The 17,714-nt window shown below is 73.3% G+C and carries 14 protein-coding genes; 2 read left to right on the forward strand and 12 right to left on the reverse strand.

The window, feature by feature from the left end; translation table 11 throughout:
- Positions 1-6 precede the first annotated feature (6 nt).
- The 9 genes from GFH48_RS16600 to GFH48_RS16640 form a co-directional block, all read right to left on the reverse strand.
- A complete protein-coding gene (locus GFH48_RS16600; protein ID WP_153289027.1) occupies positions 7-1,527 on the reverse strand; it encodes an aldehyde dehydrogenase family protein in 1,521 nt (506 codons plus the stop codon).
- Positions 1,528-1,988: 461 nt separating this feature from the next.
- Entirely contained in the window at positions 1,989-3,122 is a 1,134-nt protein-coding gene (locus GFH48_RS16605; RefSeq protein ID WP_153289028.1) for a hypothetical protein, read from the reverse strand.
- Positions 3,123-3,124: 2 nt separating this feature from the next.
- Positions 3,125-3,502, reverse strand: a complete 378-nt coding sequence (locus tag GFH48_RS16610) for a hypothetical protein (RefSeq protein ID WP_322746989.1) — start codon at positions 3,500-3,502, stop codon at positions 3,125-3,127.
- Positions 3,495-5,150, reverse strand: a complete 1,656-nt coding sequence (locus GFH48_RS16615) for a hypothetical protein (RefSeq protein ID WP_228120629.1) — start codon at positions 5,148-5,150, stop codon at positions 3,495-3,497. The genes GFH48_RS16610 and GFH48_RS16615 overlap by 8 nt, the downstream gene beginning before the upstream one ends.
- 251 nt (positions 5,151-5,401) lie before the next feature.
- On the reverse strand, positions 5,402-6,391 hold the full coding sequence (locus tag GFH48_RS16620) for a malate dehydrogenase (protein ID WP_153289031.1): 990 nt from the start codon (positions 6,389-6,391) through the stop codon (positions 5,402-5,404).
- 642 nt (positions 6,392-7,033) lie between these two features.
- Positions 7,034-8,263, reverse strand: a complete 1,230-nt coding sequence (locus tag GFH48_RS16625; RefSeq protein WP_153289032.1) for a helix-turn-helix domain-containing protein — start codon at positions 8,261-8,263, stop codon at positions 7,034-7,036.
- Positions 8,264-8,683: 420 nt separating this feature from the next.
- Positions 8,684-9,238 (reverse strand): helix-turn-helix domain-containing protein, encoded by a 555-nt coding sequence (locus GFH48_RS16630; protein ID WP_153289033.1) that lies wholly within the window; start codon positions 9,236-9,238, stop codon positions 8,684-8,686.
- 275 nt (positions 9,239-9,513) lie between these two features.
- On the reverse strand, positions 9,514-10,251 hold the full coding sequence (locus tag GFH48_RS39165) for a DUF3017 domain-containing protein (protein ID WP_153289034.1): 738 nt from the start codon (positions 10,249-10,251) through the stop codon (positions 9,514-9,516).
- A complete protein-coding gene (locus GFH48_RS16640) occupies positions 10,241-11,095 on the reverse strand; it encodes a bifunctional methylenetetrahydrofolate dehydrogenase/methenyltetrahydrofolate cyclohydrolase (RefSeq protein WP_153289035.1) in 855 nt (284 codons plus the stop codon). The genes GFH48_RS39165 and GFH48_RS16640 overlap by 11 nt, the downstream gene beginning before the upstream one ends.
- Positions 11,096-11,352: 257 nt before the next feature.
- On the opposite strand from GFH48_RS16640, the gene GFH48_RS39730 reads away from it, so the two are divergent.
- Positions 11,353-12,006 (forward strand): hypothetical protein, encoded by a 654-nt coding sequence (locus tag GFH48_RS39730; RefSeq protein WP_153289036.1) that lies wholly within the window; start codon positions 11,353-11,355, stop codon positions 12,004-12,006.
- Between the two features lie 100 nt (positions 12,007-12,106).
- Here the strand turns inward: GFH48_RS39730 and purH are convergent, their stop codons facing one another.
- Positions 12,107-13,696: a bifunctional phosphoribosylaminoimidazolecarboxamide formyltransferase/IMP cyclohydrolase gene (gene purH / locus GFH48_RS16650; RefSeq protein WP_153289037.1), complete on the reverse strand. Its 1,590-nt coding sequence runs from the start codon at positions 13,694-13,696 to the stop codon at positions 12,107-12,109.
- Complete coding sequence (gene purN / locus GFH48_RS16655; RefSeq protein ID WP_153289038.1) at positions 13,693-14,313, reverse strand: phosphoribosylglycinamide formyltransferase; 621 nt, start codon at positions 14,311-14,313, stop codon at positions 13,693-13,695. Before purN ends, purH begins: the two co-directional genes overlap by 4 nt.
- A 381-nt stretch (positions 14,314-14,694) precedes the next feature.
- On the opposite strand from purN, the gene GFH48_RS16660 reads away from it, so the two are divergent.
- Entirely contained in the window at positions 14,695-15,522 is an 828-nt protein-coding gene (locus GFH48_RS16660; protein ID WP_153289039.1) for a hypothetical protein, read from the forward strand.
- Positions 15,523-15,990: 468 nt separating this feature from the next.
- On the opposite strand, the gene GFH48_RS16665 is transcribed toward GFH48_RS16660, so the two are convergent.
- A complete protein-coding gene (locus tag GFH48_RS16665; RefSeq protein WP_153289040.1) occupies positions 15,991-17,664 on the reverse strand; it encodes a cell division protein PerM in 1,674 nt (557 codons plus the stop codon).
- Positions 17,665-17,714 lie beyond the last annotated feature (50 nt).

The following is a 17,714-nucleotide window of genomic DNA, read 5'->3' on the forward strand; positions in this document are numbered from 1 at the left end:
CCGGGGTCAGCCCGCGAACCAGCGGACAGGCTTGGGCGCGAGGTTCTGGTAGACGTGCTTCGTCTCGCGGTACTCGGCGAGGCCCGCCGGGCCCAGCTCGCGCCCCACACCGCTCCTGCCGAAGCCGCCCCACTCCGCCTGCGGGAGGTAGGGGTGGAAGTCGTTGATCCAGACGGTGCCGTGCCGCAGCCGTCCGGCGACCCGGCGCGCGCGGCCCGCGTCGGCGGTCCAGACGGCGCCCGCGAGCCCGTACTCGGTGTCGTTGGCGAGCGCGACGGCCTCCTCCTCGGTGCGGAACGTCTCCACGGTCAGGACCGGCCCGAAGACCTCCTCGCGGACCACCTTCATCGCGCGGTGGCACTGGTCGAGGACGGTCGGCTCGTAGAAGTAGCCGGTGGCGGGCCTGCTGCCGGACGGTTCGGGACGCCGGCCGCCGGCCCTCAGCACCGCGCCCTCCGCCAGCGCGGAGGCGACGTACGCCTCGGTCTTCTCGCGCTGCTGCCCGGAGACCAGCGGGCCGCACTCGACACCTTCCTCGGTGCCGCGGCCCAGCCTGATCCGCCCGGCCCGGCGCGCGAGTTCGGCGACGAAGCGTTCGCGCACGGACTCCTCGACGATGAGGCGGGAGCCCGCCGAGCAGACCTGGCCGCTGTGGATGAACGCGGCGTTGAGTGCCTGGTCGACGGCGGTGTCGAAGTCCTCGTCCGTCGCGCAGGCGTCCGCGAAGACGACGTTGGGGTTCTTGCCGCCGAGTTCGAGGGCGACCTTCTTGACCGTGTCGGCGGCGGCCCTGGCCACCTTCGTCCCGCTGACCAGGCCGCCCGTGAACGAGACGAGGTCGACGTCGGGGTGCTCGGCGAGGCGGGCGCCGACCGTGTGTCCGGGCCCCGTGACGAGATTGGCGACCCCGGCCGGCAGACCGGCCTCGACGAGCAGCCGCAGCAGCGCGATCGTCGTCAGCGGAGTGATCTCGCTCGGTTTGACCACGAAGGTGTTCCCGGCGGCCAGGGCCGGAGCGACCTTCCAACTGGCCTGCAGCAGCGGATAGTTCCAGGGCGTGATCAGTGCGCAGACACCCACCGGCTCGTGCACGACGACACTGTGGACGTCCGCGGACCCGGCGTCGACGACCCGGCCGCCGCCCTCCCCCACGACGAGATCGGCGAAGTACCGGAAGGCGTCGGCGACGCAGTCGATGTCGACGCGCCCTTCCTCGACCGTCTTGCCCGCGTCCCGGCTCTCCAGCAGCCCGAGCTCCTCACGGTCGCGGACCAGGAGACCGGCGACGCGGCGCAGCAGCGCGGCCCGCTCGGCGACCGGGGTGTGCGGCCACGGGCCCTCGTCGAAGGCGACGCGCGCGGCCGCCACCGCCACGTCGGTGTCCCTCTCGTCACCCTCCGCGACCACGGCGAACGGCTCGGCATCCGCGGGGTCGAGGATCTCGCGGGTCGCGCGGGATGCGGCCGCGCGCCACTCCCCGCCCACGTGGAGGGTCTGTTCTGCCTGCTGAGCCTGGTGTCCGGCCATGGTCGGTGCTGCCTTCCGTTCCTGATCCGTTCCCCTGTGTCACGTACGTGTCACTCTCGGGGACCGGGAGCACATGCCCCCCGACCTGGAATGCATGCACGATCGGTGACTGGAAGTGCGCCTAGTCACTGAAAAATCGACAGAAATACGATCAGAAGCGACACGACGTGGCACGGGCGGTTCGGGCGGCTGGAGCGGGGGCGGGGAGCACGGGGCGAAGAACGCAGGGTGGGGAGCACGGTGCGCCGAACGGAGGGCGGGGAGCCGGGGGGCGAAGAACGGGGGCGAGGACGGGAAGCCGCGGCCGGGAGTCGGGAACGGGAGTTCGGAACGGGTTCGGGGCCGGGGGCAGGGCTGGGGGTCGAGGTCGGGGCCGGGCGGCCTCTACGTCGGTCGCTGGTGGGCCGGGAAGCGGCCCCGGGTGTTCCCGAAGCCGCTCCGGTGCCGGCCGGTGCGCCGGTTCAGCAGGCGCCGGCCAGGCAGAACGACGTCACCGCCGCCTCCTGGATCTGCCGCTGCGCGGGCCACGCGCCGGAAGGGCCCGAGGTCAGGACGACGTACAGCTCACCGCCGCCGACCGGGACGACCCGGTCCAGGGTGCGCACCTCGACGCCCCACTTCACGCTGGGGTGCGAGTAGTCGAGCTCCGCGGCCTCGCCCCGGGCGTCGGGCACGGTCGTGAGGCTGTTGCGGTGGTAACCCGGCAGCTGTTTCCTGAGATCCTTCTCGGCCGCCGTGAGCGTGCCGCGCGGGGTGGGGTTGTCCTCGCTGACCCGGAAGACCTGGAGATAGCGGGGGCCCCCGCCGGATTCCCGGAAGAAGTAGATCGTGACGCCGTTCTTGCCGCTCTGCCTCTCCGGCTGCCAGCCGTCCGGTACGGCCATGTCGAACTCGCCGTTCGAAGCCCGGTGGTATCCGGCCGGGAGAGTGCTCGCCGAGGGGGACGCGGAGGTGGCGTCCAGGGTCGGTGCGGGGGTGGGGGCGGGTACCGATGCGGGGTCCTCGGCGTCCGGACCGGTGGGCGCGCTGGACACTTTGGTGCGGGCGTCGTCCTTGTGCGTGCCGCCACCGTCCCTGCTCCACACGTACCAGCCGCCGAACCCCGCCGCCCCGCCGACGAGCAGGGCCGCGGTGAGTACCGCGACGACCCGCCGCACCGAGGGCCGCGAGGCGGCACCCGGAGCGGGAAGGGGGCCAGGAACCCAGTAGGCCGGGTGGTGACCGCCCTGGTCCGGGCCGGGGTGGAGGACGGGAGCCGGATACTGGCTCGGCTGACCGGGACCGATGCCGGGACCGGCTCCGCCCGGGGTCCCTGGACCGCCGGCCGAGCCGGTGCCGGAATCGGCGCCGGGACTTCCGGCGGAATCGATCCCGGGACCCCCGGCGGAGCTGGAACCCGGACCGGGCCCCGCACCGGGCCCGTCCTCCGGGCCCGGGACAGGTGCCTGGCCGGGCGCGGGCGCCGGGCCGGGCGGGTGGACCGGCTCGAACTCCGGGCGCGGCGGTGGCGGCGGGGTGTAGCGGCCCTGCGGCGCGCCGCCCGTCACCCAGCTCTGTGTCTCGGCGTTCCAGTGGACCTCGTCCTTGCCGGCCACGGTCAGTTCCCCAGCAGCGCGGCGACGGACTCGGCCACCGCGCCCGCCGAGGCCAGCAGCCCGGTCAGCGCGCCGGCGTCCGTGAGGGCCTGCCGGAGCCGGGTGAGCCGGCTCTGCCCCGCCCGGCCCGATTCCTCGATCTCCGCCTGCGCGACGGCGAGTTCGGTGTCCAGACCGGCCGTCTGGCTGCTGGCGACCAGCCGCCCCAGGTCGGCGCGGAGTTCACGTACCTGCCGCAACAGCTCCTCCTGCGCCGGGTCGCGTCGCGGCGCCGCGGCGCCCGGCTGGTTGACGACGTTGTTCCCGTCGCCGATCGCGAAGGCCCCGCTGACACCACTGATGTTGATGGATCCTCTTCCGGCGGCCTGCTCGTCAGCCATTCCCATCCCCTCCCGCACCGCTCGGCGTACCCGGCGTGTTGGTGACGACGTTGTTGTCGCCGAGGGCGAACGCCCCCTGCGCGTTCTCGATCAGGGTGCTGCCGCCGCTCACGTTGACGATCTTCTGCGCGAACTCGTCGGTCCGGTAGCCCGAGTCCTTCAGAACCTGGCGCACGCCCTGCGCGACCCGGTCCTGGATCGACTTGAGATAACGGTTGACGTCCATGTTCTGGAAGAGCGAGGCACTCTCCCCGGAGCCCAGCTCACGCACCGACCGCGCGGGCCCGTCCGGCATCGCCGCACCGTAGCCCGCGGTGAGGATCCGCCAGGTCAGGGCCGCTGCGCGACCCATCGTCACGGCCGCGAGCGCCACCGAGCGAGGCGTGCGCGCGAGCGCCCACACCGCCTTGCCCAGAGGGCTGTTGTGAAGGTGCTGGTGGGCTATGCGGTCCGCGTTCTCGAAGTCGGCGCGCACCGGCAGCAGGACGTGCGGGGCGATCTCCAGCATCAGCATGCCGCCCTGGGTGTGCACGCGCACGAAGACGGTCGTGACGACCTCCTCCTCCCAGCCGCCGACCCGTGCCCGCAGGAAGTGCCGCCGGGTCTCACCGCCCTCCTCGACCGACTCGGCGCTGTGCACGGCGAACGCGTCCTGGTGGTACGGCGCGAGATCCCTGCGGGGCAGCCCCGCCACCGGCAGGAACACACACTCGTCGATCTCCAGGTTGCGCAGCCGGTCCCGGACCGCTCCGCCGGCCTGCGCCGAGGGCAGCCGCAACCGCGCCAGCAGCTCGTGGATCCGGTCGAGGATCACCCGGTTGTTGATGGGCAGCGGCGGCTCGCGGCGCTCCGGGTCCGGCCGCAGCTCGACGGCGAGACTCCAGGTGTCGTACGCCTGTCCGGCACCGCAGAAGGGGTGCGCCGCGTGGTACATCACCAGGGGTGAGTGCTGCTCGACGCGGACGCGCTGCCGCAGCCGCTGGAAGCGCCGCCCCTCGGCGAGTTCTGCCGGGTCGGCGGCCATGTCACCGAAACGCGCCGGGTGCAGCTCGTGCGTCAGCGCCCGCGCGAACCGGCCGCGCTGGAGGGCGACGCACACCGCCACCAGCAGCAGGACGAGCAGCGCGACCCAGGCGTTGATCGGCTGGATGCGCACGCCGCTCTCGAAGAACGGCGCCACCAGGGCGTCCGGGAGGAAGAGGCTGAAGAAGTCCAGCAGTTCCCGCTGGTCCACCGAGCCGGAGGCCGCGCGCGCCATGGTGACCGCCGCGTAGACCAGGAAGCTCCGGCCCCACCAGCGCACCCACCACGCGGGAGTTCTCCGGTACCATGCCGGCCGCTCCTGCGGGCCCCGGATCCAGACGGCGACGGCCAGCAGCAGAAACGGGAACAGGACGACGGCCAGCAGGTAGTCGGAGAGCGGGAAGCCCACCGCCCACAGGCCCAGGACCGCCGCCGCCCAGCCGAGTTCGAGCCGGCGTGCGCGCAGGGCGTGGGCCAGGACGCGGGCCGCGTCGTAGCCGAGCGAGGGGGCGGCGAGGCGCTCCTCGCGGACGTACAGCTCCTCGATCACCGCGTCGCGGTAGCCGGCGTCCAGATAGGTGCCCGCGCAGAGCAGTCGCGTCGCCTCGCTCGCCCCGGGCGGCACACCCGGCTCGCCGGACGTCGTGGCCCGTGGTGGCCGCGGTTGCTGAGGTAACTGGAATGTCTGCGTCAACGCTGCTCCCCCGAGGCGTGAACTGCCCTGTCCCGCACACGCGTTGGTGTGTCCGGCGTCACAGCATAGGGGTCGTGTGACGTCCCCGCCGCATTTATCGCACAGCTACGGCGCAGGCCCCGCCCGGGAGATCCGGACGGGGCCTGCGTGCGGTGGCGCCGGGTACGGCGGGGTGCGAGGGCTCAGATGAGACCGAGACCGCGGACCGCGTCGCGCTCCTCCTCGAGCTCCTTGACGGAGGCGTCGATACGGGCGCGGGAGAACTCGTTGATGTCCAGGCCCTGGACGATCTCGTACTGCCCGCCCTTGGTGGTGACGGGGAAGGAGGAGATGATCCCCTCCGGGACGCCGTACGAACCGTCCGACGGGATGCCCATGGAGGTCCAGTCGCCGTCCGCGGTGCCGTTGACCCAGGTGTGCACGTGGTCGATGGCGGCGTTGGCGGCGGAGGCCGCGGAGGAGGCGCCACGGGCCTCGATGATCGCGGCGCCGCGCTTGGCGACGGTCGGGATGAAGTCCTCGGCGAGCCACTTCTCGTCGCCCACGACCTCGGCGGCGTTCTTGCCGGCGACCGTGGCGTGGAAGATGTCCGGGTACTGCGTGGCGGAGTGGTTGCCCCAGATGGTGAGGCGCTTGATGTCCGCGACCGTCGAACCGGTCCTCTTCGCGAGCTGGGTGAGCGCGCGGTTGTGGTCGAGGCGCGTCATCGCGGTGAAGCGCTCGGCCGGTACGTCCGGGGCGGCGGCCTGCGCGATGAGGGCGTTGGTGTTGGCCGGGTTGCCCACGACGAGGACCTTGATGTCGTCCGCGGCGTGGTCGTTGATGGCCTTGCCCTGCGGCTTGAAGATGCCGCCGTTGGCCGACAGCAGGTCGCCGCGCTCCATGCCCTTGGTGCGCGGGCGGGCGCCGACGAGCAGAGCGACGTTCGCGCCGTCGAAGGCGACGTCGGGGCTGTCCGAGATGTCGATCCCCGCGAGGAGCGGGAAGGCGCAGTCGTCGAGCTCCATGGCGGTGCCCTCGGCGGCCTTGAGCGCCGGCGTGATCTCCAGGAGGCGCAGCTTGACCGGCACGTCCGCGCCGAGCAACTGGCCGGAGGCGATGCGGAAGAGCAGGGCGTAACCGATCTGGCCGGCCGCGCCGGTGACGGTGACGTTCACGGGAGTGCGGGTCATGGCGTTCTCCGTATGACAGCTGGCGGTGGGGCGTCCCTGCCCCGGGGTGCAGGATCGTCCCGTGCGTCCACCGCAATGATCGATCAAAGGTGCCGATGATCGATCTCTCGGCGTCAAGAGAGATCCGCCGTCAGGCTATCGCGCATCCGATACCCCCGTCGGCCGGGTCCCGTGTGGCCCACCCCACAGAGGCCCCGAACGGGCGGCCGCCCCCCTGGGGGTGGCGGCCGCCGAGGGGGTGCCGGGTTCCGTCCGGGGGCGGGTACGCGTCCCGTCCCTCCCGGACGTCGCCGGATCCCGTGGGGGTTGTCTGTCCGCCTGCCCCCTCCGGGACCGGCTATTCCCCCCAACTTTCGCTCGCCCCCGCCGCCCCTGCCCTCCCCCAGGCTCGCGGCTTCGTTCGATGAGTGGGACCCCCGTCGTCCCGTACCTGGGGGCTGCCGCCTCCGGACCCCCGCGCCGGCCTCAAGGGCCTTGTCCTCGAACGCCGGAAGGGCTGAGGGCGCGGGCCCGCATCTCCAGCCCGTCCGGCGCTCGATGACGAGCCCTTCGGGCGACGCGGGGGTCCAGGGGGCGCGGCGCCCCTGGCGGGGGACCGGGGGCGGAGCCCCGGGGAGGGGTCGGGCAGGGGCGGCGGCTACCTCACCGCGTACACCCCCGCTGCCCCGACTTCAACGTCACGCACGCCTTCGCCTCACCCACGTCCTTGACGGCGATCATCGGCGTATACGCGTCGGTGTCGGTGTCGGTGTCCACGGACCCGCTCTGCCCGGGTGCGCCACCGGCGGACACCACGACCGAGTCACCGGCCACGGCCTGCGTGATACGCGCCCAGGCCGCCGCACAGGTCTTGCTGTAGCGGACCTCGACGAGCGTCGTACCGACCGTGACGCTGGTGGAAGTGGTCGCCAACCGCCCCCCGCAGCCCATGTTCTCCGGGTCCTTGCCCGTGCAGTCGCTGCCGCCGCACTTCACCCCGGCCGGCAGGTCGGGATGGACGGCGGCGGACGTCGTGGCCGCCTTGGGCGTGCCCTGGTTCTTCTTGTCACCGCCGCCCCCCGTGAGGAGAACGGCCACGCCGATGACGACGAGCGCACCCACGACGCCCGCGAGGAACATCGTCAGCCGCCGCCTGCGCCGCGCCCTGTCGGCCGACACCCCGTCGGACGACGCCCCCGCGGGCGGCCGCGCACCCGCCGACGCGCCCCCCGTGGACGCGGCGGGCCTCGCCGGACCGGCGGCCACCGGCGGTCCGAACCGCCCCGGGTCCCCGGACGGCGGCGTGGCGACGGCCCCCCAGCCGCCACCCCGCGAAGCCCCTCCGGAGGAGGACCCGCCGGACGAGGAACCACCGGGCGCGCCACCCGCGGGCGGCGACGAGGTCCCGGACACCGCGTCCTCCACCTCCGCCGCGGTCGGCTGCGGCGGCACCGACGGCACCACACCCGCGGGCCCGGCGATCCCGGGCATCAGGGTCGCGCCGCGGCCGTTGCGGGCCCGCCTGCCGTCGCTCCCGTTCGCCGGGTGCGCCCCGGCCTCCCCCAGCGCGGCCCGCGCCTGGGAGATGCGGATCGCTTCCATGGTCATGTCGTGGCGCATCTCCGAACGGCTCCAGGCGCGCTCGGCGAGCTCCCACATCGTGGTCAGATGAACGGGACTGGTCCCGGTCACCTCGGCCAGGGCGACGACCGCGCCCTTGGGCGCGAGGAGCCGGCCGTTGAGGTAACGCTCCCAGGACGTCCTGCTGTAGCCGGTGCGGTCGGCCAGAGCGGCGATCCCCAGCCCGCTCCGGTCGACCAATCGGCGCAGCTGGACAGCGAACTCCTTGACCTGCGGATCGAGTTCATCCGGCAAGGCCTTCCAACGAGGCATTGCTCTTCCCCCCTGCTTCTTTCCCCCCGTGCGTGCCTGACATTTCCCCCCGCACGACTCCCCCGGACTCCCCACCGCGTGCGGGCGAGGGGGTGGCCCATCGCCGCCGAGTCCCCGTTCTGGTTACCCACAGGGATGCGCACGTCCGGGACCTCAGTTCCCGAAACGGGGGCGCACCGGAGCGTTCGAGCCGGGGCACGCGCCGTTGCACGCCCGTCGGGCCGCGGTCCCAGTGTCCCATTTCCCCCGCGCCGCCCAAACGGACTTGCACCCTCCGCACGGACGTGCTCCAGACCAGGGCGCGGGACCTCCCTGCCCGCCCCGGCGGTCCTGGCCGCCCCGGCCGGACCCTCGAACCCGACGAAGAGCCGGCACAGCGGGACGAGGGGCACGACCTCGCCGATCGTAGGAGTGCTCGGGTCACCCGAGAGCGACAGCGCCCGCGACAGCGACGAGGAGGAGCGTGAGGACGAGCAACGCGGCGGAGAGAAGGACGCGTCCCGTGCGCGGGCCGGGCGGGGGCTCCTCGTCGAGCAGGTCCCACCACGGAAGGGTGGGCTCCTCCTCGTACGCGCCCGCACCGCCGTCCACGCCCTGCCGCGCACCGTCGTGTCCACCGTGTCCGTCGTGCGTGTCGTGGGTGCCGTCGCGCCCGCCGGGGTCCGGGGCGCCCACCGGAAGACGCAGCGGCGCGGGCTCGCGGGGCCAGACCCGTACCGCCAACTCCCACCGCACGCCGAAGCGTTCGGCCTCGGCGTCCGGGAGGCCCGCGACCCGGCACAGGGCGGCGACCGCCTGCCGGGGTGGCGGCTGGGTCGCGTTGAGGTAGCGCTGCCAGGACGACTTGCTGTACGCGGTGCGCGCGCCCAGGGCGACCAGGCTCAGCCCGGTGCTGTCCTTGAGCAGCCGCACCTGCTCGACGAAGTGCCGCACCTCCGCGGGAAGTTCCTCCGGCAACGGCTGCCAGGCACCCATCGCTCACCCACCTCCTGCGGCGTTCCGCGGACGTTCGCCCGCCTCCGGCGTTCCCTGAGCGAGGGACGGCGCCGGGCGGTGGGACGGTTCCCGTCACGCGGCGGGGACACGGTGGCGGAATGGTCACTTCCGTGCCACAGCGAACTGCCGGCTGTTGTCCAGCCCGTTCCGGTGCAGAAGGGTTGTCCCCGGGCGGCCCGGCCGCCCGGCCGCGGCCCGTCCTTACTCGGGGGAGGGGACGGGTCGCGGCGCCGTGCGCGGGCGGCGCGGCGGCTTCAGCGGACCGTGAAGTGCAGCGTGTCGTCCAGGAACGGGATCTCCAGCAGCGGATGGGGCTGCGCCATCAGCGCGAGCAGCACGATGGCGAGGCCCAGCACGCCGTACGTGACCATGTCCGTGAAGCGGGAACGGACCGCGAGCATGCCCACGTCGGGCAGTATCCAGCGCATCACCGCGCCGGCCAGCAACGCGACACCGATCAGGATCGTGCCGACCCGGAACGCGTCCAGCGCGATCAGCAGCAGACCGAGCCCGACGGCCGACAGCACGGCCAGGATGGGCCATTGGCGGGCCGGGGCCGGGGCGTCGCTCGCTGCCGCCCGCCCGCCGCCCTCGGGCCGTGCGGTGTCCTTCGTGAACAGCGGGAAGCGGCGGGTGGTACGGCGTGGCCGGCCCTCGGCGTCCGGGGCGCTCACGGCGTCGATCACACCGGGCTCGCCCTCCTCGTCACCGGCCTCCCCTTCACCGGCCCGCGCGTCGCCACCGGCCCGCGCGTCGCCACCGGCCTCCGCGTCGTCCGGGGTCTCGGCCTCAGCCCGTTCCCCCGGCCCGCCCGGCGCGGCCCCCTCGGCCCGTCCGGCCCCTTCCGCCCGCGCGGTGCCGGTGCCCTCGGTCCTCTCAGTGCCCTCGGTCCGCGCGGTGTCCTCGGTCCGTACGACGGCTTCCGCCTCGGCGTCCGCTTCCCGTACGGCCGATGCGGAGTCGGCCCTCTCGGAGCTGCCCTCAGCCGACACTGCGCTCCGCCGCTTCCACCACGTTGACGAGCAGCTGGGCCCGGGTCATCGGGCCGACACCGCCCGGGTTCGGGGAGATCCACGCCGCGACCTCGGCGACATCCGGGTGGACATCGCCGACGATCTTGCCCTCGGCGCTGCGCGAGACGCCGACGTCGAGGACGGCGGCGCCCGGCTTCACGTCCTCGGCGCGGACGAGGTGCGCGGAGCCGGCCGCCGCGACGATGATGTCGGCGCGCTTCAGGTGCGAGGAGAGGTCCCGGGTGCCGGTGTGGCACTGGGTCACCGTCGCGTTCTCGCTGCGCCGGGTCAGCAGCAGCGGCATGGGGCGGCCGATGGTCACCCCGCGGCCGACGACCACGACCTCCGCGCCCTTGATCTCCACGCCGTAGCGGCGCAGGAGGGTGAGGACGCCGTTCGGGGTGCAGGGCAGCGGGGCCGGCTCGTTCAGCACGAGGCGCCCGAGGTTCATCGGGTGCAGTCCGTCCGCGTCCTTGTCCGGGTCCATCAGCTCCAGGATGCGGTTCTCGTCGATGCCCTTGGGGAGCGGGAGCTGAACGATGTAGCCGGTGCAGGCGGGGTCCTCGTTGAGTTCCCGCACCACCGCCTCGATCTCCTCCTGCGTGGCGGTCGCGGGCAGTTCACGCTGGATGGACGCGATGCCCACCTGCGCGCAGTCGCGGTGCTTGCCCGCGACGTACTTCTGGCTGCCGGGGTCGTCGCCCACCAGGACGGTCCCCAGGCCGGGCGTGACGCCCTTCTCCTTCAGGGCCGCCACGCGGACGGTCAGATCGGACTTGATCGCGGCTGCGGTGGCCTTGCCATCGAGAATCTGGGCGGTCATGGTCCCATCCTCGCGGATGAACCTGTCCGTGTTCCAATCCGGGCACCCCGCCGGCGTCCGAGGGGGTCGCGCATATCCGGTCATGATCGTCCATGGTGCGCTTGCGCGACAGATAGCGAATGTGGCTGGACAAGTAAGAGTCGGCTAAAGAACGATGAGTACACAGTGCCGCGGGCAGTACCGGGGGGACAGACCGCTCTGTAGAAATCCTCCCCAACCGTGCCGCGTCGTCCCCAGGCAACGGAGGGAAACCCGCCATGAGTTTCGGCGACCCGAACAACCCCTACGGCCAGCCGCCCCAGCAACCCCCCACCGCTCCCCAGAACCCGCCCGGCTACGGCTATCCGCCGGCTCCTCCGGGCGTGCCGCCGCAGGGGTACGGCTATCCGCAGCAGCCGGCGTACCCCGGCTACCCGGGCGGCAACCAGATGTTCCCACAGACGATGCCGGGACTGCTGGTCACCGCACGCGTCTTCCTGTTCATCATCTCCGCGGTGCAGATCCTGGCGGCGCTGGGCTGGTTGTACGTCGCCGCCCTCGCCAACGACGTCTCGGACGCGGCGGACAGCCTCAGCTCGTCGTCCGACGACCCGTTCAACTCGTTCAGTGACGGTGCCGGCATCGCCACGGGCGTCCTGCTGTTCATCGCCCTGCTCGCGGCGGGTCTGGCGGCCCTGTCGATCACCCTGGGCGTGAAGTTCGGCAGAGGCGGCCAGGGCGTCCGCATCACCACCGTCATCTACGGCGCGCTGGGCGGGATCGTCGGCCTGATCATGCTCGTCGTCGGTCTGGACTCCGGCCTGGCCACCGCCATCGTCTTCCCGCTGATCTGGGTCGTCTTCGCCACCATCATCACGGTGGCCCCGGTCGTGGCGAGCGGCACCGCCTGGTTCGCGCGCCCGCGCTACTGAACGCGCCACGCCGAGGGCCGTGCCTCCCCCGCACCGGGGGAGACACGGCCCTCGCGTTTCCGTTCGCCGCCGGGGCGCCGCCCGCCGGCGCCACCGCGGATCAGTGGAAGAAGTGCCGCGTCCCGGTGAAGTACATCGTGATGCCGGCCTTCTTCGCGGCCTCCACCACCAGCTCGTCACGGACCGAACCGCCCGGCTGGACCACGGCCCTGACCCCCGCCTCGGCGAGGATCTCCAGGCCGTCGGGGAAGGGGAAGAACGCGTCGGAGGCGGCGTACGCACCGCGGGCCCGCTCTGCGCCCGCCCGCTCGACCGCCAGCTTCGCGGAGTCGACGCGGTTGACCTGGCCCATGCCGACGCCGACCGAGGCACCGTCCTTGGCGAGCAGGATCGCGTTGGACTTCACCGCGCGGCACGCCCGCCACGCGAAGGCCAGTTCGTCCAGCTCGCCCTGGCCCAGCGCGTCACCGGTGGCCAGCGTCCAGCTCGCCGGGTTGTCGCCGTCGGCCTGGAGCCGGTCGGTGACCTGGAGCAGCGCGCCGCCGTCGATCTGCTTGACCTCGACCGGGTTGGCGGGCGCCCGGTGGGCGCGCAGGACCCGGATGTTCTTCTTCTTGGTGAGGGCCTCGAGCGCGCCGTCCTCGTACTCCGGCGCCACGATGACCTCGGTGAAGATGTCCGCGACCTGCTCGGCCATCTCCTTCGTCACCGGCCGGTTGACCGCGATCACGCCGCCGAACGCGGAGAGCGGGTCACAGGCGTGCGCCTTGCGGTGCGCCTCGGCGACGCTCGACGCGACCGCGATGCCGCACGGGTTGGCGTGCTTGATGATCGCGACGCAGGGGTCCTCGTGGTCGTACGCGGCACGGCGCGCGGCGTCCGTGTCCGTGTAGTTGTTGTACGACATCTCCTTGCCGTGCAGCTGCTCGGCCTCGGCGAGACCGCCCGTGCCGTCGACGTACAGCGCGGCGCCCTGGTGCGGGTTCTCCCCGTAGCGAAGGGTGTTCTTCCGCTCGTAGGTGTGCCCGAGGAAGTCGGGGAAGCCGCTGGTGTCGGCCGCGGCGTAGTCGTCCGCGAACCAGGAGGCGACGGCGACGTCGTACGAGGCGGTGTGCTGGAAGGCCTCCGCCGCGAGCCGCTTGCGGGCGGTGAGGTCGAAGCCCCCCTCCTCGACGGCGGCCAGGACGGCCGCGTACCGGTCCGGGCTGGTGACGACGGCGACGGACGGATGGTTCTTGGCGGCCGCCCGCACCATCGAGGGACCGCCGATGTCGATCTGCTCGACGCACTCGTCGGGTGTCGCGCCCGAGGCGACCGTCTCGCGGAAGGGGTAGAGGTTCACCACGACGAGGTCGAACGGCTCGACGCCGAGCTCGGCGAGCTGCTCCCGGTGACTGTCGAGCCGCAGGTCGGCGAGGATGCCCGCGTGGACCCTGGGGTGCAGCGTCTTGACGCGGCCGTCGAGGCACTCGGGGAAGCCGGTGAGTTCCTCGACCTTGGTGACGGGGACGCCGGACGCGGCGATGCGGGCGGCGGTGGAGCCGGTGGACACCAGCTCGACACCGGCCTCGTGCAGCCCGCGCGCGAGCTCTTCGAGCCCGGTCTTGTCGTAGACACTGACGAGCGCGCGCCGGATGGCCCGCCTGGTGCCCGCAGTGCCCTCGGCCGTGACTGTGCTGTCGGCGGTCACTGGATAACTACCTTTCGTCCCTCAATGCGATAGCCGTTGCGGGCGAGCCGCCCCACGACATCGACGAGCAGTTCTCGCTCGACTTCCTTGATGCGCTCGTGCAGAGCGCTCTCGTCGTCCTCGTCCCGGACCTCGACCACGCCCTGGGCGATGATCGGTCCGGTGTCGACGCCGTCGTCGACGAAGTGGACGGTGCATCCGGTGACCTTGGCGCCGTACGCGAGCGCGTCGCGCACACCGTGGGCCCCCGGGAAACTCGGCAGCAGGGCGGGGTGCGTGTTGACGAACCGCCCGCCGTACCTGGCGAGGAATCGCTTCCCCACGATCTTCATGAACCCGGCGGAGACCACGAGGTCGGGCTCGTGGGCGGCGACCGCCTCGGCGAGCGCCGCGTCCCACTCGTCCCGGGTGCCGTAGTCCTTCACGCGCCGGACGAAGGTGGGCAGCCCCGCCCGCTCGGCGCGCGCGAGTCCCTCGATGCCGTCACGGTCGGCGCCGACGGCCACGATCCGGGCCCCGTAGCCCTCGGGCCCGGCCTCCGCGACGGCGTCGAGCAGTGCCTGCAGATTCGTGCCTGATCCGGAGACCAGCACGACGAGGCGCTTGGCCTTGGCCACGAGGGGGCCCTTTCTCGGGGGAGCGTTTGTACGGTCGTACGAATGCTTCGCGCCCCGGGATACGGGGAAGTCTACGAACCGGCCGACCGGCAGCAACGATACCGGCACACCGGGCAGCCCCCACGGGACGGGGGCGTGGCCGGAAGGTAGCGTCTGCGGAGGAACCTCCCGGGAACACCGTTCGGCATGGGGAACGCCCCGTGTCCGCGGGACGTTGACCAGGGACGGACAGGAACGTCCGGGGCACGCCCCGGGGACGGACGTCCGGGGTACGAGCCCTGGGTGCGAGTCCTGTACAGGAAACCCGGGGTACGCGTCGCGAGCACGATGCCGTGTGGACACGCCGCCCGCCAGAACCACCAAGGGGAAGACGCACACCTGATGCCGGACCGCAGTCTCCGACTCCCTCCGCTCCTGCTGCGCGAGCGGCGCCCTTCGCCCACCCCGCCGCAGCAGAACGGGGACGCGCCCTCGGGCGGGGGCGACTCCTCGGGCGGACGTGGCTCGGCAGGGGGGAGCGGCTCGGGGTCCGGCTCCGGCCCCGACGACCACAATCCGTTCGCACCGCCGCCGGAGGGCACACCCGACCGGCCCTGGCAGCCCAGACGGCCCGCGGGCGGACAAGGTCCTGACGAGAACGGCGGCTCCGGGCAGCACTCCCCCTGGGGCAGCCAGTGGAGCGACCAGCAGCCGGGCCGTTCGAGCGGCGGCGGCTTCGGCGAGCGGCCCGGCGCGCCGCAGGGCCAGGGCGGCCCGGAGGGGCCCGGTGGCGGTCCCGGCTCCGGAATGCGCTGGGACCCGACGGACCCCGCCCAGCGCCGGGCGCGCTACGCGCTGCTCTCCGGCATGTGGGCCTTCTTCTTCGCCCTGTTCAGCTGGCCGTACGTGGCCCTGCTGCTGGGCGCGCTCGCGCTGTACTGGGGTGTCAGCGCCCTGCGCGCCAAGCCCCGCAAGCCGGATCCGGACGCGCCGGCACCCGACCCGGCCGCCCGCCCGCAGACGACCGGCCGCCCCCAGACGACCGCGGCCGTCAGCGGCCTCGTCACCGCGTCCCTTGCCATCGTCATGGTCGCCGCGACGTTCTCCGCGCAACTCGTCTACAGCGACTACTACTCGTGCACGCACGACGCGCTCACCAACGCGGCGAAGCAGTCCTGCAACGAGCTTCTGCCGAAGGAGCTGCGGGGTCTGCTGGGGACGCAGAACTAGCGCGTCCCCGCGCCGGGGGCTGCCGCCCCCGGACCCCGCGTCGGCCTGAACGGCCCCGTCCTCAAACGCCGGACGGGCCGCACCCCCCTACCCCGGCCGCCACCCTATCCACACGCGCCCGCCCCCTCAGCCCGCCCACGACCATCCAGCGCGGGCCCGCATTCCCAGCCCTTCCGGAACCTTCCAGCGCGGGCCCGCATCTCCGACCCGCCCGCAACCTTTCCGGCGCAGGCCCACATCCCCAGCCCGTCGGCAACCATCCAGTGCGGCGCTCATCTCCGGCCCCTCCGTCACCTTGCAGCGCGGGCCCGCACCCCCAGCCAGCCCGCAACCTTCCGGCGCAGGCCCGCATTCCCAGCCCGTCCGGCGCTTGAGGACGAGCCCTTCGGGCGACGCGGGGGTCCAGGGGGCGGAGCCCCGGGGATGGCACGGGTAGGGGCGGCGGGGGCGAGGAAACCCTGCGTCAGCTCAGCGTTCCGGATCCGCCTCCAGATCCGACTCCGAAAACGGATCCAACACCTCCACCGCCGCCGACGCCTCCCGCAACGCCGCCCACCGCGCCTCCCTGACCACATCCTCGTGCCACGCCACCCCCACGTCGTCGGACGGCAGCAGGTCGTACGGCGCGTGACTGGAATCCCGCTCACCCTCCGGCCCGGGGTCCGGCTCCGGTTCCGGCTCCCGCACAAGGACCACCCCCACGCCCGCCTGCGGCACCGGCACCGGCACCGGCACCGGCACCGAATCGGACTCACGCGCCCGCCACGAGGACCATGACGACCACGACGACCACGCCGGCACGGACACCACCGACACCGCGGACACCACCGACGCCCAGGAAAGCCGCCGCCCCCGCCCCCGCCCGATCCCCGGCACCACCGCCCCCACCGGCACCCCCACCCCCACCGTCCACACCATCACCGCACCCCCCACCTGCCACCACACCGGCCCGAAGTGAGCCAGCGCGCCCACCCCCAGCGGCCCACCCGCCAGCCCGGCGAGCAACGCCATCACCAGACCGCACAGGACACCCGCGACCCCCACCCCCGCGAGGACCCGCCCCCGGGACCAGGCCTCGCCCCCTTCTCCGGCCCCGGCCGCCTTCCGCAGGAACCACACCACCGTCACCCCGGCCGCCACCGGCACCGCCGCCCCGGCCCAACTCCACGGCCCCCCGGCCCCCGGCACCGCCGCCAGCAGCGGAAACGCCGGCAGCAACGGCTCCGGCCCGGCCGCGGACAACGGCCCCGCGACCTGCCCGGCCCCCAGCACCACGCCGGGCCCGAGCCCGTACGCGGCCCCCCACACCGCCGCGTTCGGCACCAGTGCCAGACAGAGCAGGAGTACGGCGAACCGCCCCGACCACACCTCGGTGAGCTGCTGGAAGGACTCCCGCGCGAGATCGCCGTGCCACACCAGCGACACCCCCACCAGCAGCGCCCCGCCCCCGACGAGCACCGCCGCCCCGGCCAGCGCCGCCCGTGCCGAGGCGCCGAGCCACCGCCCGACCCACGGCGCCGGCGGTTCGCCGGTCGCCCAGCGGCGTACCCCGGCGGGCAGCGGGCGGCGGGCGAGAGCCCGGCCCACCCAGAACGGCACCGGCCCGCGCGGGTGCCCGTACGCCGTCCACACCCCGGCCGCCGCCGCGCCCGCGGTGAGCAGCGGCAGGCACAGCCCCGACCATGCCCAGGACGGCCGCAGCTCCCCGCCCGAGGTGTACAGCAACACCACCGCGCTCAAGGTCAGATAGCCCGCGACGGTCCCGGCCCACACCGTGCGCCCCGAGGCCCCCGCGTCGGCGTCCGCCGCGTCCCGTGCCGCGCGGTGCAACAGCCACGCGGGCAACAGCGTCAGGAGCAGCGGGGTGAGCCCCACCGGCATCGGCAGTCCCGAGAGGGTGTCCGTGCGAGCCAGCTCCACCCCGTGGGCCAGCAGCCACAGCGCGGCGGCGACGTGCAGCGCGCCGCCGGGCCCGCTGTCCGGGTACGGCGAGCTGATCCACAGCATCATGACGAGGACGGCGAGCGAGCCGAGCCCGAGTCCCGCGGCGAGCACACCGCCCAGGAATCCGGCGGCCAGTCCGGGTGATCGGTGCCGCATCCGGGTGATCAGGAGCGACATCGAAAGCCTGTGGTCGGTCATCTGTGTCACCCCGCCATGCTCCCAACGACACGCGCTTTCTCGTCGTAACA

The sequence above is a fragment of the Streptomyces fagopyri genome, from assembly GCF_009498275.1.
GTDB classification, from domain to species: Bacteria; Actinomycetota; Actinomycetes; order Streptomycetales; family Streptomycetaceae; genus Streptomyces; species Streptomyces fagopyri.